At 68.2% G+C, this 23,009-nt stretch carries 24 protein-coding genes; 14 read left to right on the top strand and 10 right to left on the bottom strand.

What is annotated here, in order from left to right; genetic code table 11:
- Positions 1-128: 128 nt before the first annotated feature.
- Both AMK34_RS16170 and AMK34_RS16165 read right to left on the bottom strand, forming a co-directional pair.
- Positions 129-785 carry a response regulator gene (locus tag AMK34_RS16170; RefSeq protein ID WP_005167029.1) on the bottom strand — a complete coding sequence of 219 codons (657 nt, stop codon included), beginning with the start codon at positions 783-785 and terminating at the stop codon, positions 129-131.
- Positions 782-1,984, bottom strand: a complete 1,203-nt coding sequence (locus AMK34_RS16165) for a sensor histidine kinase (RefSeq protein WP_443111207.1) — start codon at positions 1,982-1,984, stop codon at positions 782-784. Before AMK34_RS16165 ends, AMK34_RS16170 begins: the two co-directional genes overlap by 4 nt.
- Before the next feature lie 194 nt (positions 1,985-2,178).
- Here AMK34_RS16165 and AMK34_RS16160 point away from each other — a divergent pair, with 194 nt between their 5' ends.
- The 12 genes from AMK34_RS16160 (at position 2,179) to AMK34_RS16105 (ending at position 14,328) form a co-directional block, all read left to right on the top strand.
- Positions 2,179-3,702, top strand: a complete 1,524-nt coding sequence (locus AMK34_RS16160; protein WP_143202509.1) for a dynamin family protein — start codon at positions 2,179-2,181, stop codon at positions 3,700-3,702.
- Between the two features lie 131 nt (positions 3,703-3,833).
- Positions 3,834-4,313, top strand: a complete 480-nt coding sequence (locus tag AMK34_RS16155; RefSeq protein ID WP_073845876.1) for a YqeB family protein — start codon at positions 3,834-3,836, stop codon at positions 4,311-4,313.
- Positions 4,310-4,966 carry a TetR/AcrR family transcriptional regulator gene (locus tag AMK34_RS16150; protein ID WP_073845875.1) on the top strand — a complete coding sequence of 219 codons (657 nt, stop codon included), beginning with the start codon at positions 4,310-4,312 and terminating at the stop codon, positions 4,964-4,966. The genes AMK34_RS16155 and AMK34_RS16150 overlap by 4 nt, the downstream gene beginning before the upstream one ends.
- A gap of 38 nt (positions 4,967-5,004) precedes the next feature.
- Complete coding sequence (gene grpE, locus AMK34_RS16145; protein WP_038521821.1) at positions 5,005-5,490, top strand: nucleotide exchange factor GrpE; 486 nt, start codon at positions 5,005-5,007, stop codon at positions 5,488-5,490.
- Complete coding sequence (locus AMK34_RS16140; RefSeq protein ID WP_037334264.1) at positions 5,487-7,328, top strand: dynamin family protein; 1,842 nt, start codon at positions 5,487-5,489, stop codon at positions 7,326-7,328. Before grpE ends, AMK34_RS16140 begins: the two co-directional genes overlap by 4 nt.
- Positions 7,325-7,825, top strand: coding sequence for a hypothetical protein (locus AMK34_RS16135; protein ID WP_073845874.1), 501 nt, complete (start codon positions 7,325-7,327; stop codon positions 7,823-7,825). The genes AMK34_RS16140 and AMK34_RS16135 overlap by 4 nt, the downstream gene beginning before the upstream one ends.
- Before the next feature lie 110 nt (positions 7,826-7,935).
- Positions 7,936-8,655 (top strand): hypothetical protein, encoded by a 720-nt coding sequence (locus tag AMK34_RS16130; RefSeq protein WP_038521816.1) that lies wholly within the window; start codon positions 7,936-7,938, stop codon positions 8,653-8,655.
- Between the two features lie 396 nt (positions 8,656-9,051).
- On the top strand, positions 9,052-10,875 hold the full coding sequence (locus AMK34_RS16125) for a phosphoenolpyruvate carboxykinase (GTP) (protein WP_038521813.1): 1,824 nt from the start codon (positions 9,052-9,054) through the stop codon (positions 10,873-10,875).
- Positions 10,876-10,960: 85 nt separating this feature from the next.
- A complete protein-coding gene (locus AMK34_RS16120; RefSeq protein WP_083649875.1) occupies positions 10,961-11,833 on the top strand; it encodes an LLM class F420-dependent oxidoreductase in 873 nt (290 codons plus the stop codon).
- Complete coding sequence (locus AMK34_RS16115; RefSeq protein ID WP_073845873.1) at positions 11,830-12,435, top strand: ABC transporter ATP-binding protein; 606 nt, start codon at positions 11,830-11,832, stop codon at positions 12,433-12,435. The genes AMK34_RS16120 and AMK34_RS16115 overlap by 4 nt, the downstream gene beginning before the upstream one ends.
- Positions 12,429-13,676 (top strand): DUF6297 family protein, encoded by a 1,248-nt coding sequence (locus tag AMK34_RS16110; protein ID WP_073845872.1) that lies wholly within the window; start codon positions 12,429-12,431, stop codon positions 13,674-13,676. The genes AMK34_RS16115 and AMK34_RS16110 overlap by 7 nt, the downstream gene beginning before the upstream one ends.
- Positions 13,677-13,752: 76 nt before the next feature.
- A complete protein-coding gene (locus AMK34_RS16105) occupies positions 13,753-14,328 on the top strand; it encodes an EndoU domain-containing protein (RefSeq protein ID WP_038521804.1) in 576 nt (191 codons plus the stop codon).
- 241 nt (positions 14,329-14,569) lie between these two features.
- On the opposite strand, the gene AMK34_RS16100 is transcribed toward AMK34_RS16105, so the two are convergent.
- Positions 14,570-14,845, bottom strand: a complete 276-nt coding sequence (locus AMK34_RS16100) for a helix-turn-helix domain-containing protein (RefSeq protein WP_038521803.1) — start codon at positions 14,843-14,845, stop codon at positions 14,570-14,572.
- A gap of 134 nt (positions 14,846-14,979) precedes the next feature.
- A complete protein-coding gene (locus tag AMK34_RS16095) occupies positions 14,980-16,596 on the bottom strand; it encodes an alpha/beta hydrolase (RefSeq protein ID WP_038521800.1) in 1,617 nt (538 codons plus the stop codon).
- Between the two features lie 204 nt (positions 16,597-16,800).
- Between AMK34_RS16095 and AMK34_RS16090 the strand changes: the two genes are divergently transcribed.
- Both AMK34_RS16090 and mctP read left to right on the top strand, forming a co-directional pair.
- On the top strand, positions 16,801-17,079 hold the full coding sequence (locus tag AMK34_RS16090; RefSeq protein ID WP_038521797.1) for a DUF3311 domain-containing protein: 279 nt from the start codon (positions 16,801-16,803) through the stop codon (positions 17,077-17,079).
- The gene (gene mctP, locus AMK34_RS16085) at positions 17,076-18,719 is read left to right on the top strand and encodes a monocarboxylate uptake permease MctP (protein ID WP_073845870.1); all 1,644 of its coding nucleotides are present in this window, start codon (positions 17,076-17,078) and stop codon (positions 18,717-18,719) included. The genes AMK34_RS16090 and mctP overlap by 4 nt, the downstream gene beginning before the upstream one ends.
- Here mctP and AMK34_RS16080 read toward each other — a convergent pair.
- From AMK34_RS16080 to AMK34_RS43175, 6 genes are all read right to left on the bottom strand, one after another.
- A complete protein-coding gene (locus AMK34_RS16080) occupies positions 18,716-19,342 on the bottom strand; it encodes a hypothetical protein (protein WP_073845869.1) in 627 nt (208 codons plus the stop codon). The two genes, mctP and AMK34_RS16080, sit on opposite strands and share 4 nt — an antisense overlap.
- Before the next feature lie 312 nt (positions 19,343-19,654).
- Complete coding sequence (locus AMK34_RS16075) at positions 19,655-20,869, bottom strand: RNA polymerase sigma factor (RefSeq protein ID WP_073845868.1); 1,215 nt, start codon at positions 20,867-20,869, stop codon at positions 19,655-19,657.
- 7 nt (positions 20,870-20,876) lie between these two features.
- Positions 20,877-21,233 carry a YciI family protein gene (locus AMK34_RS16070; RefSeq protein WP_038521784.1) on the bottom strand — a complete coding sequence of 119 codons (357 nt, stop codon included), beginning with the start codon at positions 21,231-21,233 and terminating at the stop codon, positions 20,877-20,879.
- A 56-nt stretch (positions 21,234-21,289) separates the two neighbouring features.
- Entirely contained in the window at positions 21,290-21,565 is a 276-nt protein-coding gene (locus tag AMK34_RS16065) for a hypothetical protein (RefSeq protein ID WP_038521781.1), read from the bottom strand.
- Position 21,566: 1 nt separating this feature from the next.
- The gene (locus AMK34_RS16060; protein WP_038521779.1) at positions 21,567-22,490 is read right to left on the bottom strand and encodes a bifunctional helix-turn-helix transcriptional regulator/GNAT family N-acetyltransferase; all 924 of its coding nucleotides are present in this window, start codon (positions 22,488-22,490) and stop codon (positions 21,567-21,569) included.
- 234 nt (positions 22,491-22,724) lie between these two features.
- Positions 22,725-22,874, bottom strand: a complete 150-nt coding sequence (locus tag AMK34_RS43175) for a hypothetical protein (protein ID WP_007032374.1) — start codon at positions 22,872-22,874, stop codon at positions 22,725-22,727.
- Positions 22,875-23,009: the final 135 nt, after the last annotated feature.

The following is a 23,009-nucleotide window of genomic DNA, read 5'->3' as shown; positions in this document are numbered from 1 at the left end:
CTCAGCCGAGGAAACTCGACCTTCACACCTTCCCCAAGTACATGAAGGCCCCCTTCACTGCGTCTAGCGCAATGAAGGGGGCCTTCACGTACTGCAGGGGCGAGCGAGTGTGACAGTGGCGCAGAGGCTCAGGTGACGCCGGGACGCGCCAGCCCGGTCTCGTAGGCGAGCACCACGGCCTGCACCCGATCGCGCAGATCCAGCTTCGACAAAATCCGCCCGACGTGCGTCTTCACCGTCGCCTCGGACAGGAACAGCGTCTCGGCGATCTCCAGGTTCGAGAGCCCCTTCGCGATCAGCACGAGCACCTCCCGCTCCCGTTCGGTGAGGACATCGAGCTCGGCCGCGTCGCGCATCGGCTTCCCGCCGCCGCCGACGAACCGATCGAGCAACCGCCGGGTCACCGAAGGTGAGACGACGGCGTCACCCGAAGCGACCGCCCGCAGCGCCGACACCAGATGGTCCGGCTGCGTGTCCTTCAGCAGGAACCCGCTGGCCCCGCCCTGCAACGCCGAATAGACGTACTCGTCCAGATCGAACGTCGTCATCACGAGCACCCGAGCCGTTCCGGCCTCGACGATCCGCTTCGTCGCTTCGACCCCGTCCAGCACCGGCATCCGGACGTCCATCAGCACGACGTCGGGCCGCAGTTCCTCGGCGAGCCGGATCGCCTGCGCGCCGTCCCCCGCCTCTCCGACGACATCGATGTCGGCCTGCGCGCCCAGGACCATCCGGAACCCGACGCGCATCAATTCCTGGTCGTCGACGACCACCACCCGTATCACGTCGCCAACCTAACCGGGAGCCTCGCGTGCACCTGCCACCCTCCACCGGGAGCGGGGCCGACCTCCAGCGTGCCGCCGAAGACGTTCGCCCGTTCCCTCATTCCGATCAATCCGTTCCCACCGGGGACGGTGAGCTTCCGCGGCGGCGCGGTGTGCGCCGCCACCTTCGTCGCCGCGGGCACCAGCTGTTTCGCGCGGCCGGCGCCGTCGTCGGTGACCTTGACGTCGATCACGTCGGCCTCGCGGCGCACCACCACCTCGGCCTGTGCGCCCTGACCGGCGTGTTTCAGCGTGTTCGTCAGCGATTCCTGAACGATCCGGTACACGCCGAGGGAGACACCGGCGGGCAGCCCGGCCAGCGCTTCCGGCCCGATCGCCAGCGTCACCGGCACCCCCGCCTGGCGGATCCGGTCCGCCAGGTCGGTCAGCGCGCTGGCGTCCGGCTGCGGCACGCGCGGCTCGTCGTCGCCGTCGCTGCGGAGCACGTCCAGCAGGCGCCGCAGTTCGGCGAGCGCGCCGCGGCCGGTCTCCGAAATCGTCTGCAGGGCTCGTTTCGCCATCTCGGGATTCCCGTCGACCGCGTAGGACGCGCCGTCGGCCTGCACGACCATCACGCTCACCGCGTGCGCGACGACGTCGTGCAGCTCACGGGCGATACGTCCGCGCTCCTCGCCGACGGCGATCCTGGTCGCCTGGTCCCGTTCCGTCTCAAGCAGATGCAACCTGGCTTCCACCTCCTCGTGATAGGCGCGCCTCGCGCCGGCGAACTCACCGAGCGTCCAGCACAGCGCGGTGGAGAAAAGGGCGATGATCGCCAGGATCCACACGTCTTCCGGCGTGTCGATCCACAGCTGGAGCCCCGAGACGACGACGGTCGCCAGCAGGTACAGCAGCCCCTGTTTGCGCCCGACGTAGACCAGCACCGAGTAGATGCTGATCATCATCGCGAACGCGCTGGCCGCGCCCAGCTCCAGCGCGCTGTGCGGGATGCCGATCAGCAGCAGGAGATACGCCGACCACAGCGTCGCCTTCCGCCGGAAGACCAGCGGCGCGACCATCGCGATGTCCAGCGGCAGGACCACGTACCAGGGCGGCATCGGGACTTCGGGCGTCTCGGCCGCCGCCACGAAGAACAGCAGGTCCGTGAGCAGCAGGGCGACGGCGATGAAGCTGTCCCCGGCCATGGGGTGGGCACGCATCCAGAGGCTTAACCGTCGCACCTGGTAACACTATGTCGGGCGATGCCGTTCGCGCGTCGGTCGCCGGTACCACCTTCGGTGCGACCCGAGGATGAGCGGCATGGCACGATTCTCCTCGGCGTGCTCGACGACTGGGAGGGGTGGGCGCCGTGACCTCAGCGACGGAGCAGGGCCGTCTCGCCGGTCCGTTGTCGATGTCGGTGGCGAATCTCTGCCATCGCCTCCAGCCCCAGGTGTCCGCGCGGACCGCGGCGGGTTTCGCCGAAGTGCTGCGCAGGCTGGGCGGCCCGTTGCAGGTCGCCGTCGCGGGCCGGATCAAATCGGGGAAGTCCACCCTGGTCAACGCCCTGATCGGCCGCCGGGTCGCGCCGACCGACGTCGGCGAGTGCACGCGGCTGGTCACCCGGTTCCAGTACGGCACGGTCGACCGCGTCGAGATCGTCTTCAACGACGGCCGCAAACAGGTGCTGCCCTTCTCCGCCGACGGGATGATCCCGGCCGAGCTGGGCATCGACATCGACCAGGTGTCGCATATCGAGGCGTACCTCACCAACGCGGTCCTGCAGGGCATGACCGTCATCGACACTCCGGGCCTCGGCTCGCTCGACGCCGCTTCGGTGTCGCGGACCGAGGAACTGCTGGGCGCGGCGAAGCACCGCAAGCCCGACGATGACGAAGAGGAAGAAGAAGGCTCCGACGAGCTGGACGACACCTCGCGCAACGCGGTCGCGGGCGCCGAGGCCGTGCTCTACGTGGTCACGCAGGGCGTGCGCGCCGACGACCAGCAGGCGCTGGCCGCGTTCACCGCCGCGACCGCGAGCCGCGAGGCGGGCCCGGTCAACGCGATCGCGGTGCTCAACAAGGCGGACACCATCGCGCCGGAGTCGGTCGAAGGCTCGGGCGGCGACGTGTGGAAGGCCGCGACGCTGCTGTCGGAGAAGCAGGCCGCGACGCTGAAACCCCGCGTCGCGGACGTGCTGCCGGTGATCGGGCTGATCGCGGAGTCGGCCGAGTCCGGCGGGTTCACCTCACCCGACGCCGAGGCGCTGCGCCAGCTGGCCGAGATGGACGACGACATCCTCGAGACCATGCTGATCTCGGCGGACATCTTCACCAGCTGGGAATGCGACGTCGCGGCGGGCACCCGGCTGCGGCTGCTGGAGAAACTGGACCTGTTCGGCGTCCGGTACGCCGTCGAGGCGATCCGCAAGGAACCCGAGATCACCGCGGGCTCGCTGCGGCGGAAGCTGCTCGACGCCTCCGGGCTCGAAGCCGTCCGCCAGCGGCTGAGCATCGTCTTCGCCGCCCGCGCCGACGGCATCAAGGCCGCCGCCGCGCTCGCTTCGGTCACCGCGCTGGCCCACGCGTCCGGCGATCCGGCCGAGCGGCAGCGCGTCCACGACGCGATCGAGGTTCTGCTCGCCAAGCCCGAGGCGCATCAGCTGCGCCTGCTCGAAGCGCTCACCCTGGTCGCGTCCGGCGCGGTCGACATGCCCGAGGACCTGTCCGAGGAGGTCCTGCGGGTCGGCAGCAACGCCGACATCGGCGCCCAGCTCGGCAAGCCGGGCGCTCCCCGCGCCGATCTCGCCGCCCACGCCCTGGAACGCGCCGGCTGGTGGCGCTCCTTCGCGTCCTTCGGCGCGACGCCCGCCCAAAGCCGCGTCGCGCACGTCGTGCACCGGGCCTACTTCCTCATCTGGCAGCAGATCCGCGACTGACCTCCCGCGATCCGCGCATTTAGTCGACTACTTGCCCCGACCGCAGTCAGGCGCCGGAAGGCATCCAGGCAAGTAGTCGACTAAACGCGGGCCGGATTGATAAACCGAGCGCTCGGTCTAATAATGGGCGCATGGAAATGATCGTCGACGAGCCCCAGTGGCTGCGCACGGCCTCCTGGATCGGCTGCCCACTGGCGGGGGCCGCCCTCGGCTGGTTCCTCCAGTCGATCTCGGGTTGGGTGGCGTCCCTGAGCTGGATCCCGTTCAAGGGCCCGTTCCAGCTCGTCTCGAACATCCCCCAGCCCTGGGGAACGGTCGTGGGAATCGGCGTGGGCCTGGTCCTCGGCCTGCTGTTCGCCGCGGTCTGGGCGCACGAACGGCTGATCGTCAAGGTGACGCCGACCCGCATCACGCTCACCACCAAGGGCCGCAGCCGCGCGTACGAAGCCGAGCTGGAGGCCGTCTTCCTCGACGGCAAGGAGCTCGTCCTGCTCGCCGCCGACGGCAGGGAACTGGCGCGGCAGAAGGGCGACGTCGACCGCGAGGCCGTCGCCAAGGCCTTCCTCGAGTACGGCTACCCGTGGCTCGACGAGCCCCCGGCGGTGAAATGAGGACGGTCGACCCCGCCAAACACGAGGCCAAACGCCGCGCCATCCTCGACGCGGCCGCGTGGCGTTTCTCGGAGAAGGGCTTCGAGAAGACCACGACGGCGGAGATCTGCCGCGCGGCGGGGATCAGCACCGGCAGCCTGTTCCACTACTTCCCGAACAAACGCGCGGTGTTCGTCGGCATCTTCGAGCAGGACGCCGACGAGACCGCGGCCCTGCTCGCGGGCGCCGGGGAGATCGAGGACCCGTGGGAGTCGATCCTCCACGTCGTCGCGCACGTGTCCGAGCAGCTGCTGCACCCGGTCGCGGCCAAACTCGTCCTCGAAGTCGCCGCGCAGTGCTCCCGCGACGCCGACCTTGCCGAGCTCGTCCAGGGCAACGACCGCGCCCTGCGCGACGGGCTCACCCTCCTCGTGACGCGGGCGGTGGACGCGGGCCGGATCGACCCCGGGTTGCCCCCGCGGACGGTGGCCAGCTGGCTCGTCGCTTTGGTCGATGCGCCGCTCTCCCGCGTGATTCTGGAGCCTGACCTCGATCCGGCGGCGGAACTCGCGGTGATGAAGGAGCTGATCGCCAGATTCCTTCGTCCCGTTCTGGCGATTCCGCCCCCGGCGGCCGGGCGGGTGGCCGACACTGGTGAAATCTCCCCGGGCTGATCGGTAAGCCCGGGACATCAGTTACGGGGGTCGAATCGGTGGGTGCCTGGCTGCGCAAGAAGGCGGTCGACGAGGAAAATCCGGACGATGTGCCGACCGGCCAGATCTCGGCGGCGATCATCGCCGAAGCGGATGGCGGGACTTCGCCGTCCGAGGGAACCACGGAGGTCGAAGCCGCGTCGAAACCCGATGTGGAGTCCACGACCACGGGTCCGGCCGACCTCGAACAGGCTCTCGCCGACAGGCAGGCACTGATCCAGATGTGCCTGTACGCCCTCGATCGCGCCCGCAGCGGCGGTGTCGTCGAGCGGCTCGAACACGGTCTCGCCGCGATCGGCGTCCGTGCCCTGCGTCCGGACGGCGAGCGGTTCGACCCCGCCGTGCACGAGGCGGGCGGCGCGGTCGCGACCGAGGATCCGGCACTCGAAGGGCTCGTCGCGGAGACCGAGGTCGTCGGGTTCGCCGATCACGACCGGGTGCTGCGCGCGCCGATCGTCATCGTCTACGCGAAGAAGGCACAGTGACCGCTCCGAGCGCGGCGGCCAACCTGCCCGCGGTCGTGAAGAGCACCCGCGAGCAGCTGCTCACCGTCGTCCGCGAAGCCGATCCCCAGGCCGCGAAATGGGTCGAGGACATCCGGAAGACGCGGCCGAAGAAGCCTTCGGTCGTGGTGGTCGGCGAGACCAACCGCGGCAAGAGCTCGCTCGTGAACGCGCTCCTGTCCATGCCGGGACTATCCCCTGTGGACGCCGACGTGGCCACGGCGACGTATCTCGTCTTCGAGCACGCCGAGCAGTGGTCCGCGCAGGCCTGCTACCCGGGCCAGCTGGCGCCGGTGCCGATCAACCTGAACGACCTGATCCACTGGGTCTCGGCGGCGCACGAACTGCCGGAAGGGCAGATCCCGCCGCGGTACGTCGAGGTCTCCGGCCCGGTCCCGCTGCTCGAACGAGTGTCCATTGTGGATACCCCGGGCGTCGGCGGGCTCGATTCGATGCACGGCGAGCTGGCGAAGGAGGCCGCCGCGGGCGCCACCGCGCTGCTGTTCGTCGTCGACTCCTCTTCGCCGTTCACCGCGCAGGAACTGCAGTTCCTGCAGGACATGGGCGAGCGCGTCGAGACCGTGCTGTTCGCGCTGACCAAGACCGACCAGTTCCGCGGCTGGCGCGAAGTCCTCGAAGCCGACCGGCGGCTGCTCGCCGAGCACGCCCCCCGGTTCGCGGACGCGGTGTTCCACCCGGTGTCCGCGCGCATGTTCGAAACGGCGGCCAAGGCCCCGAACGAGCAGATGGCCATGATGCTGCGCGAGAAGGCGGGCATCGCCGCGCTGCAGGGCGCGTTGCAGGAGATGCTGGTCGGCCGTTCGGCGATGCTGGGCGAGGCCAACACCCTGCGCGCGCTGTCGAGCGCGCTCGGCGAACTCAAGGCGAAACTCCAGGCGGAAAGCCGCGCGCTGTCCGCCGGCGAGGCCGAAGCGGAGCAGCTGCGCCAGCGCCGCGACGACCTGACCACCGAACGCCGGTCGTCGACCCGCGGCTGGCAGCTGAAGCTGCGTGCGGAGATCCAGCGGACCCGTGTCGAGGTCGGGCACGAGACCAGCAGGCAGATGCGCGACGCGTCGACCCACTTCCGCCAGCGGATCGACGGCGCGAAACGGGACGATCTCGCCGCGCTGCCCCAGCAGGTCGACATCGCGCTGCAGACGACGTCGCAGCGGATCTCGATGCTGCTCTCCCAGCGGCTCAACCAGGTCACCAACGTCGCGCTCGCCGAGCTGTTCTCGCCCGAAGAGCTCGACATCATCCGAGGCCAGTTCGCCAGGGCGGGCGGCCCGCCGGTCGTGCTGCGCCCGCCGGACAAGAAACCGCCGACGGCCGAGGACAAACTGCTCATCTTCATGGGGGTTTCCGGTGGTCTCGGCGCCGGGAAGGTCGCCGCGCTGCCGCTGGCGGGCGTCGCGATCCTGAACCCGGTGATCCTGCCCGCCACGATCATCATCGGGCTCGGTGCCGGCTGGTGGATGGCGCGGACCCGCAAACACGCGTCGGACAAGCAGCACATGAAGCAATGGCTGGTCGAGGCGATCGCCGACGCGCGGTCCACGTTGGACCAGCTCGTCGCGGAGCAGCTGATCGAAGCCGAACAGCAGCTTTCGATGGCGCTCGACGAAGCCCTCGGCCGCCGCATCGACGCGATCGAGGCGGAGCTGAAGGAAGTCGACAAGACGATCAAGATGGGCGCGCAGGAACGGGCGAAGAAGATCTCGGTCGTCGCGAAGCGCCTGAAGGACGTCTCGGACGGCCGGGACCGCGCTGAGGCACTGCTCGGACGCATTCGGTCACTGCGCGACAATCAAGCGTGACCTTTCCTCAGCAGCAGCAGCAGCCGTTCGCCGAGCCGCCTTGGGTGGTCGAGAAGAGGGCGAAGAAGAAAAAGAGGCTCTTCATCGGCTTCGGGGTCTTGGCCGGGGTGATGGTGCTGACCATCGCGACGGTGGTCGTGGTGGGCGTCGTCGTCGCTAACTCGGACAAGGTGGCCTATCAGCGTCTTCCCGGTGGCCCGGACGAGATCGCCCGTGCCTACGCCGACGCGGTGGAGACTCGGGATCCCGTCAAGCTGACGAATGTCGACTGTGCCCCTTCGGCCGAGTACCCGGCTTCGAAATCAGTGGCCGGGTTCGCGGAGCACGGCACCACGGTGATGATCGGTGCGCGACGGCAGAACGAAGCGACGCGGGTGTCCTTCGACGTGGAAATCCGCAGGACGGACGCGGCGCCCGACCCGAGCATCCTGTGGGTGACGCAGGAGGAGGGCGGCTCGTGGTGCGTCGGTCTGGGCGGCACGGGGCTCCCAGCCTGACGAACCTCCGGACGGCCCCAGCGGGTGGTCCTGTTGTGGACCGGAACCGAACCGGCTTACGGTGAGTCTTAAGCTTCGACACACCAGCAGGTCAACGAGGGGGTTATCCCATGTGGGTCGACGAGAGCGGCGGCACGGACACCGAGTCGGGCTCCACCGAAGCGGTCACCGTCCACGTTGACGGCGAGGAGTACCAGGCCGAGCTCAACTACGACCTCGACAAGGACGGCGTGAACGACGCCGCCGTCATCCAGCACGAGGACGGCACGGGCCAGGCGTTCGTCGACAGCGACGGCGACGGCGAAGCCGACCAGTACGCGGTGCTCGACGAGAACGGCAAGGTCGTCCAGGAAGCCGTCTACGACGAGGCGTCCGGTTCCTGGGTCGAGGCGGGGGGCGGCGGCAACGACGACGGTTCCGACGCGGGCACCAGCGGCACCATGCACGCCGACATGCCCAGCGGCGACGTCGAGGTCGGCCCGCCCACCGTCGACACCAACAACGATGGGACCCCGGACACCGCCATCGTCCACACGGAGGACGGCCGCACGATCGCCTTCACCGACAAGGACGGCGACGGCAGCGCCGACATCGCGGTGGAGACCGACGCCTCCGGCAACTCCAAGACCTACGAGCACACCGGCCCCGGCCAGTGGTCCGAGGTCGGCAGCGGCCTGGTCAACAACGACATCGACTCGGCCTTCACGAGCGCTCCGGCGGCCGAAGGCGACCCGGCGGGCGACGCGGCGTGGGGTGGCGAAGGCACCGAAACACTCGAAGGAGTGGCGAAGATCGATTCCGCCACCGGCCAGTGGATCAGCCCCAACTAAATCCTGAAATGGCCTGGACCAATACAAGAATGGTTTAGTCCATTTCGGCGGGCCGATTAATGTAATCCTGGTCACAGAACAACCCGGCACGAGACCTCGTGCCGGGTTTTCTCATGTCCGATTCGTCTGCCGGCTGTGCCATCGATCACCGGAAGAATTTCTGCGTATGGCCCATTCCGGTGATACTGAATCGATTCCCTTATCGTTCTTGTGAGAGAACCGACAGGTCAGCTCTCGGTTACCTGCCGGTCATCCGGCTACTCTCGGGGAATCCCAAAACCTGCACACCGGTCTTCCCGCCGGTGTGCGAAGCCATTCGGTCGCCGGCATCGAAGCCCGCATCGGAACAGCGTCGTTCCCGGTGTGGGCTTCTGCCGTCGGAAGTCAGGAGTAGAGATGACCGCAGTCGCCATCCCTGGACTGGAAAATGCGCCGACGACGCACAGTGGCGTGCTGTCCTGGGTCCGGGAGGTCGCCGAACTGACCACTCCGGACCGTGTGGTGTGGGTCGACGGGTCCGACGAAGAGGCCGCCCGGATCAACGCCGAACTGGTCTCCGCCGGCACGTTCGTGCAGCTCGACGCGAAGCCCAACTCGTTCTGGGCGGCTTCCGACCCGAATGACGTCGCCCGCGTCGAAGAGCGCACCTTCATCTGTTCGGAGAACGAAGAGGACGCCGGTCCCACCAACAACTGGATGGACCCGGCCGAGATGAAGGCCACGATGACCGAGCTGTACCGCGGGTGCATGCGCGGTCGCACGATGTACGTCATCCCCTTCTGCATGGGCCCCCTCGGAGCCGAGGACCCCAAGCTCGGCATCGAGATCACCGACTTCGCCTACGTCGTCGCCTCCATGCGCGTGATGACCCGCGCCGGCAAGGCCGCGCTGGACAAGTTCGTCACCGAGGACGGCACCGAGCGCGAGTTCGTCCCGGCCCTGCACTCCGTCGGCGCGCCGCTGGAGCCGGGCCAGGAGGACGTCTCCTGGCCGTGCAACACCACCAAGTACATCTCGCACTTCCCCGAGTCCCGTGAGATCTGGAGCTACGGCTCCGGCTACGGCGGCAACTCGCTGCTGGGCAAGAAGTGCTATTCGCTGCGCATCGGTTCGGTCATCGCCCGCGACGAGGGCTGGCTGGCCGAGCACATGCTGATCCTCAAGCTGATCTCGCCCGAGGACAAGGTCCACTACGTCGCGGCGGCGTTCCCGAGCGCCTGCGGCAAGACCAACCTCGCCATGCTGCAGCCGACCATCCCCGGCTGGCGCGCCGAGACCCTCGGTGACGACATCGCGTGGATGCGGTTCGGCGAGGACGGCCGCCTGTACGCGGTGAACCCCGAGTTCGGCTTCTTCGGCGTCGCGCCGGGCACCGACTGGCACACCAACCCCAACGCGATGCGCACCATCGAAAAGGGCAACACGGTCTACACGAACGTCGCGCTCACCGACGACGGCGACATCTGGTGGGAGGGCATGGGCGACAAGCCCGAGCACGCCACCTCCTGGAAGAAGCAGGACTGGACGCCGGAGTCGGAAGAGAAGGCCGCGCACCCGAACTCGCGCTACTGCACCCCGATGTCGCAGTGCCCGATCCTCGCGCCGGAGTGGGACGACCCGCAGGGCGTGCCGATCTCGGCGATCCTGTTCGGCGGCCGCCGCAAGACCACGGTCCCGCTGGTGAACGAGGCCCGCGACTGGCAGCACGGCGTGTTCATGGGCGCCACCATGTCGTCGGAGACCACCGCGGCCGCCGCCGGCGCGGTCGGCAACGTGCGCCGCGACCCGATGGCCATGCTGCCGTTCCTCGGCTACCACGCCGGTGACTACTTCAAGCACTGGCTGGACCTCGGCAAGAACGCCGACGCGGACAAGCTGCCGAAGATCTTCTACGTCAACTGGTTCCGCCGTGGCGACGACGGCCGTTTCCTGTGGCCGGGCTTCGGCGAGAACTCGCGGATCCTGAAGTGGGTCATCGACCGCGTCGAGGGCAAGGGCAACGCGAACGAGACCCCGGTCGGTTTCGTGCCGAACGCCGAGGACCTCGACACCGACGGCCTCAAGGAGCCGCTGGCCGACATCCAGGCCGCGCTGGACGTCTCCGCCGACGAGTGGCGCCAGGAACTGCCGCTCATCGAGGAGTGGTTCGAGAAGATCGGCGACAAGGTCCCGTCGTCGCTGCGTGACGAGCTGGACGCGCTCAAGCAGCGCCTCGGCTGATAACCCGAACGCCGGAGAAGGCCTCATCCTCGGAGTCATTCCCGAGGATGAGGCCTTCTTCCTGTGCGCTCGGTACCGTGGCCGCATGGTCAAATTCGGCGTCAACATGGTCGTCCCGGAAAGCCGTGCCGCGTGGGTCGAAAAGTGCCGCAAGGCCGAGGACCTCGGATTCGACGTGATCGGCGCGGCCGACCACCTCGGCATGGCGCCGCCGTTCCCGGCCCTCGTGCTCGCCGCCGAGGTGACGAACCGCCCTCGGCTCAACACTTTCGTCATCAACACCGCCTTCTACAACCCGGTGCTGCTGGCCCGCGACGTCACCGGCACGGACCAGTTCACCGAAGGCAGGCTGGAGCTCGGCCTGGGGGCCGGTTACGTGAAGGCCGAATTCGAAGCGGCGGGAATGGAGTTCCCGCGTGCGGGCAAACGCGTCGACCATCTCGAAAACACCATAAAAGAGCTAAAACGGCTCTATGCCGACGAAAACCACAAACCGCCGACGGTGCAGAAACCGGGCCCGCCGCTGATGATCGCCGGCCGCGGCGACCGGCTCCTCACCCTGGCGGCCGAACACGCCGACATCATCGGCTTCACCGGCACGGCGGCCGTTCCCGATGGTGGCGCGCTCGCCGTCGACGACGCGGCCGGAATCGAGGAGCGGGTGAACTTCGTCCGCGGGAAACTGAACGGCCGCGCGGTCGAATTCAACATCCTCTCGCATTTCGTCGCCGTGGTCGAAGACCGGCGAAAAGGATTGGAGAGCCTGCGAGAATTACTCGACGGCACGCTCACGGTCGAACAACTCGCCGAACTGCCGACGGCTTTGGTCGGCACCCACGAGCAGATCGCCGAACAGATCCTGGCACATCGCGAACGCTTCGGCTTCACCTACTTCACCGTGCTGGAACACAACATGGACGCGCTCGCTCCGGTGATCGAATCCTTGCGCGGCAAATGATCGACGTACGCGGGCTCGGCGTCCAGGCCGGGGAGCACTGGTTGTTCGACGGCCTCGGCTTCGAGGTCGACGCCGGCGAATGCGCGGTCATCGTCGGCCCCAACGGAGTCGGGAAATCGACCCTGTTGCGGTGTTTGTACGGAACGCAAACTCCGCAGCGCGGCCGCGTCGTCGTCGCGGGCGGAAAACCCGACGAACGCGATGTTTCCTTCCGTCGCAAGGTTTCCGTCCTGTTCGACGACTCCGATTTCTTCGCCGAGCTGACCCCGCTCCAGCATCTCGAACTGCTGGAGGGTTCGTTCGGCGCCGATCTCGGCGATTTCGACGCGCTCCTCGCGGACGCGGGGCTCGCCGAGCGGGCGAAGGTCACCGCGGGCAAGTTCTCGGCCGGGCAACGCCGTCGGCTGTTGCTCCTCGGCGCGACGGCGCGGCCGCACGACGTCCTGCTGCTCGACGAGCCCGAGCGGGCGCTCGACGTCGCGGGGAAGGAATGGCTGACGTCGTTGATCAAGCGTTCGACCGACGCCGGGGCGGCCGTCGTCGTGGCCACGCATCATCCGCCGCTGCTGGAAGCGGCCGACTCCACCCTTGAGTTGTGGTGACCACGAAGGCGCCAACGCATGTGCCCGGACGTCAGCGATTCGGCGGGCTGCTCAACGGCGACTACCAGACCTTCCTGGCACTGTTCGGTTTCGGCGCGCTGTTCACCGCCTTCCAGAACCTGCCGAAGCTCCGCGATTTCCTCTTTGGACAGTCCGTTGTGGACTTCCCGGCGGTCTTCGGGCTGCTGGTCGTGCTCTGCGCGATGTTCTGGCGCGGCCTCCTGCGCCGGGGCTTCGTCTGGGCCGAACCGGCGGCGCTGACGTGGATGGACTTCGCCCGCGTCGACAGGCGCCGTGTCGTCGTGAAGCGGATGTGGACGCTGTGGTTCGGCCTGGTCCTGGTGGTCGGTTACACCGGGGCGCTGGTCACCGCGATCGGCGGCGGATCGAAGGACGTGTGGATCGCGATGTCGGCGTTGACCGCCTCCGGCGCGATCCTGGCCGCCGTCACCGCGCGGCGGACGGCGATCCGCGGGGAAACGCTCGCGCCGGTCGTGCTCGCGCTCGCCGGTCTGGCGTTCGCGGCCGCGGGCCTCGGCCCGGTCGCCGTCGAGGTACTGGCCGGCGCGTTGTTCGTGGTGGCGGTCGCGGTGGCCTTCGGCGGCGAGCCGATGTCCGGGGTCGGCCGTCAGGAACTCGTCGACGGCTGGAACGCGCGGCTGCTGCGGGCGATGGCCGCGGTGTTCATGGATCCCATGCTGCTGATCCCGGAGTCGAAACCGGTGCCGTGGCTGTCGCTGCGGCGTCCGACGGCGCTGCGGCTCGCGTGGGCCGGGGTGCTCGGCCGGGCGCGCTACGCGGCGGCGAGCGTGGTGATCGCGTGCCTGGCCGGCGTCGCGCACCTGGCCTTCCCGGCGATCCCCGCGGCGGCGCTGTTCACGCTCGGCGCGTACGCGGCGCTCGTGCCGTTCGTCGGCGGGCTCGGCGAACTGTGGCGCAACCCCGGCCGCAGGCGGTGGCTCGGCGCGTCCGACTGGGAGTTGCGGCTGGTCAACGGGCTGGTGATCGCCCTGCTCGGTATCGCTTGGGGGATCCTGCTCGGTCTCGTGACGCTGCTCCTCGGCGTGATCCCGGCCTGGCCGGTGTGGCTCGCGATCCCGCTCGCGGTCTTCGCCGCGCTGCGGACGGCGACCCGGCCACCGATGAACTACGACGTCAGCGGCGGGGCGGCCGGGCTTCAGGCCCTGCGCGGTGTCGACGTCCTCGTCGTCGGCGCCGTCTTGCTCAGCGTGATCGCCTGAGGTCACCCGTTCCCGCGTTCGGATCATTCGGATACTCCGAACGCGGGTTACCCTCGATGCGACGAAAGGAGCACGAGTGGGCGGCGGGCACGCACCGGGAAAGGGGCGGCGGGCGACCAGCGAGTTCCCCGCGGGCTGGACCGACGAGCAGATCATCGCGGTGATCAAGGACGTCGCGAACGATCCGAGCGAACCCCGCCTCAGACTCCACAACGGCCGTTGGCGCTGCGCCGGCGAACGGTACGGCGTGCACCTGATCGTGCTGGTCGAAGACAACGGCCACGTCAAGACGGGTTATCCGGTGGCGGGCCCCGGCGTGGTCCGCAATCCCGACACCGCCGCCGACCCGGCGAACCCGACCGTCGCCGACCTCGCCGCCGGCCGGATCAGCTTCTTCGGCGACAGCCTGCTCGACCAGATCGGCGACCGGATCGCGCCGGACGTCCTGGCCTTCTACCGCACCTTGCACTGGTCGGGTGAGTGGGAAGAACTGGCGGACGTCCTCGTCGCGCACGCGCTGAAGGAGAACCTGAACCTCGGCGTGGACGAGTACGCCACCTTGGAAAGCCTGCTGAACAGCTTCGACCTGCCGATCGACGGCTTCCTCTACCTGAACGACCGGGCACACGCCCTGGCCGCCCTACGCCCCTGATCTCTGCGTCACCCGCGCAACCCCACCCCCCACCCATCCCTGGGGGGCGCGCCCTGCACCAGCGTATCGGCGGTGGGTGACGGGAACGGGGCGGAAGGGGATCGAGGGCGGTAGTTGTCCACAATGGCGGGGCCCTGTGGAAAGTGGGTTGAAGGGGGCCTTGACCGCATGCGATGCAGCGAAAGCGTCCTTCACCGCTTCGCGTACGCCCACTGCTCACGAAGCGGTGCTGAAGCCCTCGTCAGCTCGCTTCGGCGACCTCTTCGGCGTCGCCCTCGGCGGCCGAACGCAGCGCGTCCAGCGGCAGCGCGACGGCGTCCGCGATCGCCATCACGGTGAAGAAGGCGGGCGTCGGGATCCGCCCGGTCTCGATCTTCCGGAGCGTCTCCACCGAGATCCCGGCCTCGGCCGCGACCTCCACCATGCTCCGCGACGACGCCGCGCGCGCGTCCCGGAGCGCCAGCCCCAGCCGCTCGCCGCGTTCGCGTTCCTCGTCCGTCAACGGCACTCGCACCATGAGCCCAATACTAATACCGCTCGCGTGCCGAGTTACCCCCAGCCTGTGGACAACTCTGTGCACAGGTCGTGGACAACCCCAAGAAAAGGGCCCCGCCGAGCCGAAACTCGACGGGGCCACAATCCCTAGTGGCTTCAGGCGCCCGCGGGCACCGGAAGTGGGAGTCCGGGGAGGCTCTGGTCGTTCGGCACCTTGCCGTCGACGAGGTAGTCCTCCACGACCTTGTCCACACCCACGTTGCCGCCGGCGTAGATACCGTGGTCACCTTCACCGGTCACGGTGATCATCCGCGAGTTGGCGAACGCGCGGTGCGCACGGGTCGCGCCCTCGATCGGGGTCGCGGGGTCGTGCACCGACTGGACGATCAGCACCGGCGGGACGCCGCGGCCGTCGAGCTTCGGCAGATCGACCGGCTTGTTCTTCCAGAAGATGCACGGCTGGATCAGCCAGCCGGCGCCGAGCAGCGGCAGATCGCGGTCGATCAGCTTCTGCGACTGGCGGATGACGCTCTGCCGGGTGCCGGTCCACTTGCCCTCGTTGCAGGGGATGGACCAGAAGCTGGCGTTGTAGGAGTCGCCGTCGCTCGGGACGAACAGCGGCTGCGGGCCGATGACGCCGTCACCGTCGACGGTCTCGGCCTTGACCTTCTGCGCGGCCGACGCCTTCTGCTGCTGCGACGAGGTGCCCTCGGTCAGCGTCTTCAGGTTGACCAGGTAGTCGGCCAGCGCCGGGAAGTTGCGCTTCGAGTAGAGGTACGACGCGATGGTCGAGTCGAGGGCGTTGGCCGAAACCGGGACGCCGTCCACCTCGACCGGGTTCTGGGTCAGCGCGAAGCGGACCTTCTCGTAGGTCTGGCGAGCGGCCTCACCGTTCTTGCCGAAGCCGTAGACCTTGTCGTACTTGCCCATCCACGGCAGGAAGTCCTGACGCCAGCGGCGCTCGAAGCCGAGCGGCTGCCCGTCGAACGAGTTCTGCCAGGTGGTGGTGAACTCGGTCGAGGAGTCGAGCAGGAAGCGGCCGGTCCGGGTGGGGAACTGCTGCGCGTAGTGCGCGCCCATCCAGGTGCCCGCCGAGTAGCCGACCCAGTTGATCTTGTCGCGGCCCAGGAGGACACGCAGCAGGTCGATGTCGCGGATGGTCTGGGCGGTGTTGATGAGCGGGCCCAGCTCGCCGGACTTCACCTGGCACGAGTCCGCCGCGTACTTGGTGGCGTCCAGGATCAGGTTGAGGTTCGCCCGGCTGCGGTCGCGCGGGTCCAGGTCGGAGCCGGTGCCGATCGCGTTGCCGCAGGTGATGTTGGTGCTCTTGCCGGTGCCGCGCGGGTCGAGACCGATGATCTCCTGGTTCGCGCGCAGCTTCGTCTGGTTACGCAGACGGGCCGGGAAGTTACGGCCGGGAGCGCCGGGGCCACCCGGGTTCGTGATGACACTGGCCGTCGCGTTGCCGCTGGTGGCGGCGAGGCGGCTGACGGCGATCGTCAGGTCGATGGCCTCGTTCGTCTTGTACCAGTTACGCGGCGCGCGGTAGGTCGCGCACTCGATGTTCTCGGCCCCCGGAGGCGGCGCGGACGGCAGCTCGCCGGCGGTGCACTTGTGCCAGTCCAGCTTCTGGTCCGCGTACTTCGCCGGAATGTTGGTGGAGTTCAGCGGCTGCTGCCCGGCAGCCTCCGGCCCTGCGAACGCAGGCGTGAACCCGGCCAGCATGGTGCCGGCGACAGCCGGGATCACCACCGCATAGCGGAGTTTCTTCATCCGATGCCCCTTTGATGTTGCGTGCGAAGTTCCTGTTCGCGACTTGCGGCTATTGATATCCGCCGGGGACTCCGACGGCAACCGCCCTTCGTCGTATGAGGCGTCGCTGATCAAATCGATATCAGGCAAGCGTGACCCGGACGGGGGAGAGGTTCTAGGGTCATCGGGTCGATCCGGGGGTACGGGAACGTTAGGTGAGGTCCGATGGCGTCAGGTAAGGCAGACGGGAAGGTGAGGGGTTTTCAGTTCAGCCCCTGGAACCTCCTGTTGATCATCCCGTTGCTGGTGCTGATCACGTCCTTGTTCAATTCGGACGGTCCCCGGCTGTTCGGGATGCCGTTCTTCTACTGGTTCCAATTCGTCTTCGTGGTGGTCGGTGTCCTCTGCACATGGATCGTCTACGTGATGACGAAGGACAAGCCGACCAGTGAGCGTCCCGACCGGCTGTCCGTGGACGAGCTCGACGAGGGGGACGTCAAGTGACCAACATCCAGTGGCCCGAGTTGATCATCTTCACCATCCTCTTCGCGGTCGTCACCGTTCTCGGCTTCGTCGCGTCGCGCTGGAAGGCAGGCAACACCCTCGATCACCTGGACGAGTGGGGCCTCGGCGGCCGCAAGTTCGGCTCGTGGATCACCTGGTTCCTGCTCGGTGGTGACCTCTACACGGCTTACACGTTCGTGGCCGTTCCCGCGCTGATGTTCAGCGCCGGCGCGATGGGCCTGTTCGCGCTGCCGTACACGATCATCGTCTACCCGATCGTGTTGATGCCGGCGCTGCGCATGTGGTCGGTCTCGCGCGTCCGCGGTTACGTCACTCCCGCCGACTTCGTCCGCGGCCGGTTCGGTTCGCCGACGCTGGCGCTGCTGATCGCCATCACCGGCATCATCGCGACGATGCCGTACATCGCGCTGCAGCTCGTCGGGCTCGAGGCGGTCCTGCGGACCATGGGCATCAACGGCTCCGGCATCGTCGGTCACCTGCCGCTGCTGGTCGCCTTCATCATCCTGGCGGTCTACACCTATCAGTCAGGCCTTCGCGCGCCCGCGCTGATCGCGTTCGTCAAGGACATCCTGATCTACCTCGTGATCCTCGTGGCGATCATCTACCTGCCCTCGAAGCTCGGCGGCTGGTCGGCGATCTTCGACGCCGCCGACGCGAAGTTCGACAAGACGCCGTCACCGGCGGACGGCATCCTGCTCAACGCCAACAACCAGTTGCAGTACGCCACGCTCGCGCTCGGTTCGGCGCTCGCGCTGTTCCTGTACCCGCACTCGCTCACCAGCGTGCTCGCCTCGCGCGGCCGCAGCGTGATCAAGCGGAACATGGTCGCGCTGCCGGCGTACTCGCTGGTCCTTGGCCTGCTGGCGCTGCTCGGCTACGTCGCGATCAGTGCCTCGGTCAAGCCGATCACGAACAACGCCACCGGCAAGCCCGACACGAACACCGTCGTCCCGGTGCTGTTCGACACGCAGTTCTCGTCGTGGTTCGCCGGGATCGCGTTCGCCGCGATCGGCATCGGCGCGCTGGTGCCCGCGGCGATCATGTCGATCGCGGCGGCCAACCTGTGGACCCGCAACATCTACAAGGAGTACATCAAGAAGAACGCGACGCCGGGCCAGGAGGCGAAGCAGGCCAAGCTCGCTTCGCTGATCGTGAAGTTCGGCGCGGTGGCGTTCATCCTGTTCATCGACCCGCAGTTCTCGATCGACCTGCAGCTCATCGGCGGGGTGCTGATCCTGCAGACGCTGCCCGCGGTGGCGATCTCGCTCTACACGCGGTGGTTCCACCGCTGGGGCCTGATCGCCGGCTGGGTGGTCGGCATCGGGTGGGGCCTGATCATGCTCTACAACATCCCGAACCCGGCGACCGGCAAGGCGCACTTCGGCGGCTCGGCGCTGAAGCTCGGGGACCTGTCGATCTTCGGCTGGCACCCGCTCAGCGGCTCGCAGCTGCAGATCTACGTCGGGTTCGTGGCGCTGATCGCGAACCTGCTGGTCGCGGTGATCTTCACGGTGATCGCGCGGCAGCTGAAGGTCTTCAACGGCACGGACGACACCGAGGCCGAGGACTACCACGCCGACGAACACGACAAGGATCTCCGCGAAATCGGCGTCCACTAGTCACCGCTGATCGAAGGGGCCGCGTCCTGCCGGGACGCGGCCCTTTTCATGGCTGCCGCCGACACCAGGTAGAGGGTGAGGCCGTTCAGCAGGTGCCAGAGGAAGTGCGTCCCGGCGGGGAAACCGCCGCAGACCGTGTGGTCGGCCGTGCGGAACGACAGGGACACCCCGAATACGCCCGCGGCGAGGGCGAACCTGCGGCGATGTTCACCCCTGAGGATGACCGCGAAGATCACGAGCCCGAGCAGTGCCGAGAGGTACAGCCCGCCGCCCAGTGACGCGACGACGGCGGTGAAGGCGAGGAACACGGGGATGCCGAGCCACGAGAGCCCGCGGCGGACACCGAAGAACAGATGCGGGAACACGGCGGCGTAGTAGAGGACGAACACCAGGATGAAGCCGGTGTCGGCGGCCGCGGACCAGCGGGTGGCGAGCAGGTGGAAGGCCGTGCTGCCGAGGAACACCAGTCCGATGAGGACGGCGAAGACGCGGCCTTTCGACTGCCGCCAGACCGCGATCGCCGCGATCAGGAACGCGAGATTGCTGAGACTGTTGAGCGGCTCGCCCCAGAGGCCGGGAGCGAGGCGTTCGCAGTAGCCGTCGACGTACGCCGTCCAGTTCACTCCCCCAGGTAACCGTGCCCGCGTGAACCGGAGGTGTCTTCCGCGCTGGACTTCGCGAAAGTGGCTTTCGCGTCACTCCGTCCGCCGGATCTCCGTGTCCTGAAGGGTCCCTTTGAGACGCTCGATGTCCCGAAGGCCCCCTTTGAGACATCCACCCGAGTTGTCCACACCCACCCGCCGTTGTGGACAACTCGGCCCCTTGGGCCACCGGAACCCACCCCGCGTCGCCCCCTCCCGATACGCTGGTGCGGGGCGCGCCCCCCTGGGAGCGGTGGGGGGTGGGGTACGCGCGGGGAAGCGAAAAAGGCCTGGTCAATCGGGTGAGCAGGACGCCAGTCGTCGGCTGAGGAAGCGACGTTGCGGCTCCGAGCAGGGCAGCGCGAGTGCGCGCCGGTAGTGGTCCGCGGCTCGCCCGGGATCGCCGGCGCGCAGCCACAGCGCGCCGAGGACGGCGGGCAGCAGCGTGTAGTCCGGCAGTTCGGCCTCGACGGCTTCGAGTTCGGCGATCCCGGCCGCCGCCCCGTCCACCATCGAAAGCGCGATCGCGCGATTCAGCCGCGCCACCGGCGACGGCCGCAACGCCAGCAGGTCGTCGTACAGGCCCACGATCCGGCGCCAATCCGGCGGCGAGGCTGTGCCGTGGCACAGCGCGATCGCCGCTTCGACGTGATACGCCGACATCTCCGGCCCGGTGCACGCCCGCTCGAACAGCCGCGTCCCCTCGGCGATCATCGCGTGATCCCAGCGGTCCCGGTCCTGCTCGTCGAGCAGCAGCAGGTCACCGTCGCGGTCCACCCGCGCGGGCAGCCTGCTCCCCTGCAACAGCATCAGCGCGACCAGCGCCCGCACCCTCGGCAGATCCGTCTTCGGCTCGGCCAGCAGCAGCCGCCCCAGCCGGATCGCCTCGCCGCACAGTTCGCCGCGCACCGCGACCTCGCCGGTCGTCGCGTCGTAGCCTTCGTTGAACAGCAGATAGAGCACGGCCAGCACACTGTCCACTCTGGACTCCAGCGCGTCCGGCCCTGGCAGGGTGAGCGGCTTCCCCGATTCCCGCAGCCATTTCTTCGCCCGCACGAGCCGCTGCGCCACGGTCGCCGGTTTCGTCAGCAGGGCCGCCGCGATCTCGTTCACCCCGAGCCCACCGACGGTCTTCAGCGTCAGCGCCACCTGCGAGACCGTCGGCAGCGCGGGATGACAGCACAGCAGCATCAACACGAGTTCGTCGTCCGTACGCCGGTCGGCTTCGTGGCCGTTCAGCTCGACGAGCCGCGGCAGCAGCGCGCGCAAGGTCTGTTCGCGCCGGACGACGTCCATCGCCCGGTTCCGCGCGGCCCGGAACAGCCAGCCACGCGGATTGTCCGGCACCCCGCTCTGCGGCCAGGTCCGCAGCGCCTGCTCCAGCGCGTCGGCGACGGCCTCCTCGGCCAGGTCCAGGCGTTCGGGGCCGAGCGCCCTGGCCAGCGTGGCGACGATCCGCCCGGCACTGTGCCGGAACAGATGCTCCACCACGCCGGCCGGGCGGCTCATGACGACCTCAGTCCTCACAACCGCGTTCGCCGATCTTGCGCACCTCGATCGGCCCGAACTTCAGATGCGGATGCGTCGCGAAGATCTTCTCCGCCTGGTCGAGGTCCACGGCCTCGATCACCTGATAGCCGCCGACGATCTCGGTGGCTTCGGTGTGCGGCCCGTCGGTCGCGCCGACCTCGCCGCCCGTGCCGCGCAGCACCCGGCCGCCTCGCGACAGCCCGCCGCCGCCGACGAAACGGCCCTCCTTCGTGCGTTCGTCGGCCCAGGCGATGTAGCTCTCGAGCACGCGTTGTGCTTCGTCGGGGCCGAGGTGATCATGCGAATCCGACTGGGACCGCAGGAAACCGGCGTACTGGGGCATGGTGTCCTCCTTGGAATCGATGGCCCCTAGACGAACGAGCCCCCGGCGAATCGACATCAATAACGGAAGAGCCGGTCGTGCAGTTCACGCTGCCGCGCGAACCAGGCACCCAGCCTGGTCCGGCGCCGTCGCCGTTTCAACACTTGCCGCACTTCGCGCACACAGGGTTCATGGGACGTGAAGGACTTCCCGGTCAGCAGGACGGCGTAGTGGCCGTCGGGGCAGCGACCGGAGACGGAGATCATGCCCGGGGTCAGGTCGTCGACGAAATCGATCGAGTCGACCCCGACCACGGACCGCCGATCGCAGACGGGGCAGTAGACGACGAACACGTCACAGCTCCAGCCGCCAGGTCTGCCCGGTCAGCTCGTACCCGAAGCCCGTGATCGTCTCTTCGCTCACCAGCTGGAAACCGGCCTTCTGGTAGATCGCCCTCGCCGCCTCCAGCAGCGAGACCGTCCAGAGCTCCATCGCCGGGTAGCCGGACGCCCTCGCGAACTCGACGCACTCGCTGACCAGGCGTTTCCCGACACCCCGTCCTCGCGCGGCCGGTTCGAGGAGCAACATCCGCAGCTTCGCGGTGACGCCGTCTTCGGCGGGCATGCAGAAGATGCTGCCGACGCGCTCCCCGTCGAGCTCGGCGATCCAGCCCGCTTGGCGCGGATCGCCGCGCCTGTCGACGTACTCCGCGACGACACGGGCGACGAGTGCTTCGAAGCGTTCGTCCCAGCCGTACTCGCGGGAGTAGAGGGCGCCGTGACGGTGGACCACCCAGCCGAAGTCACCCGGCCGCGGCGGGCGCAGGACCAGCGTGGGATCCGCGGCGCGCTCGCCGACCAGCGACGTGATCGTGTCCATGGCACCGAGCAGGCGTTGCTGTTCGTCGTCGCCGAACCGGCCGAGCAGCGAGCCGATCCTGCCCACCGACCGTTCGTCGAGGACAGCGAAGGCTTTGCGGCCGTTCTCGGTCAGCCGGACGATCTGACGGCGGGCGTCCTCGTCGCTGCGTTCACGGGTGAGCAGGCCGCGTCCCTCGAGTCTCGCGAGCAGCCTGCTCGCGTATCCGGCGTCGAGGTCGAGACGTTTGCGCAGGTCGGTGACCTGGGTCTGCTCCTGCTGCGCGAGTTCGAAGATGACCCTGGCTTCGCTCAGGGAGTACTCGGCGTCGGCCGGTCCTTCGTCGAGGACGCCGATCACGCCGGTGTACAGGCGGTTGAAGGCCCGGACGGTCGCCACCCGGTCTGCGGATCGATTCATTTGACCACCTCAACAGATTCGTTGACGAGGTCAAGTGTTACTCCGCGAAGCGGTGAAGGCAAGAAATCTTTCGGGTCCGGACATATGGAAACCCCGTGATGCTGCCAGGTCGGGGGTCCGCCAGCATCACGGGGTCGTAGTGGGTATCGACGCCGCGTTCCGCGGCGTTACACCTCACGCACTATGTGTCGTAGGTCACTCGAATGGGCGACACCTACAACGGTTGTTGTCGGGTCAGCGCATGTGCGTGTGACGCGCCTGGGAGATAGCGATGAGCTCCTGACGAACGGTCGCGGTGGCCGCGGTGTCGATCGCCCGGTTCAGCGCCCGGCGAGTGCGAGCCTCGGCGCGACGGGCACGGAGCTTGGCGGCGATGTTGTTCATCGGTTTTTGTCATCCCCTTGGGAGTAGGTCTTGCGTCTTCGTGGCTGTGCTCCTAGTATGCACCCTTTTTCACAAGGAAGCCAACGATTATCCGGTGACTTGGCACACCTGCCGATGAATCATCGGCAACATGAG

This window comes from Amycolatopsis sp. CB00013, assembly GCF_001905755.1.
Taxonomy (GTDB): Bacteria; Actinomycetota; Actinomycetes; order Mycobacteriales; family Pseudonocardiaceae; genus Amycolatopsis; species Amycolatopsis japonica.
This window is presented reverse-complemented; position numbering and strand designations above follow the sequence as displayed.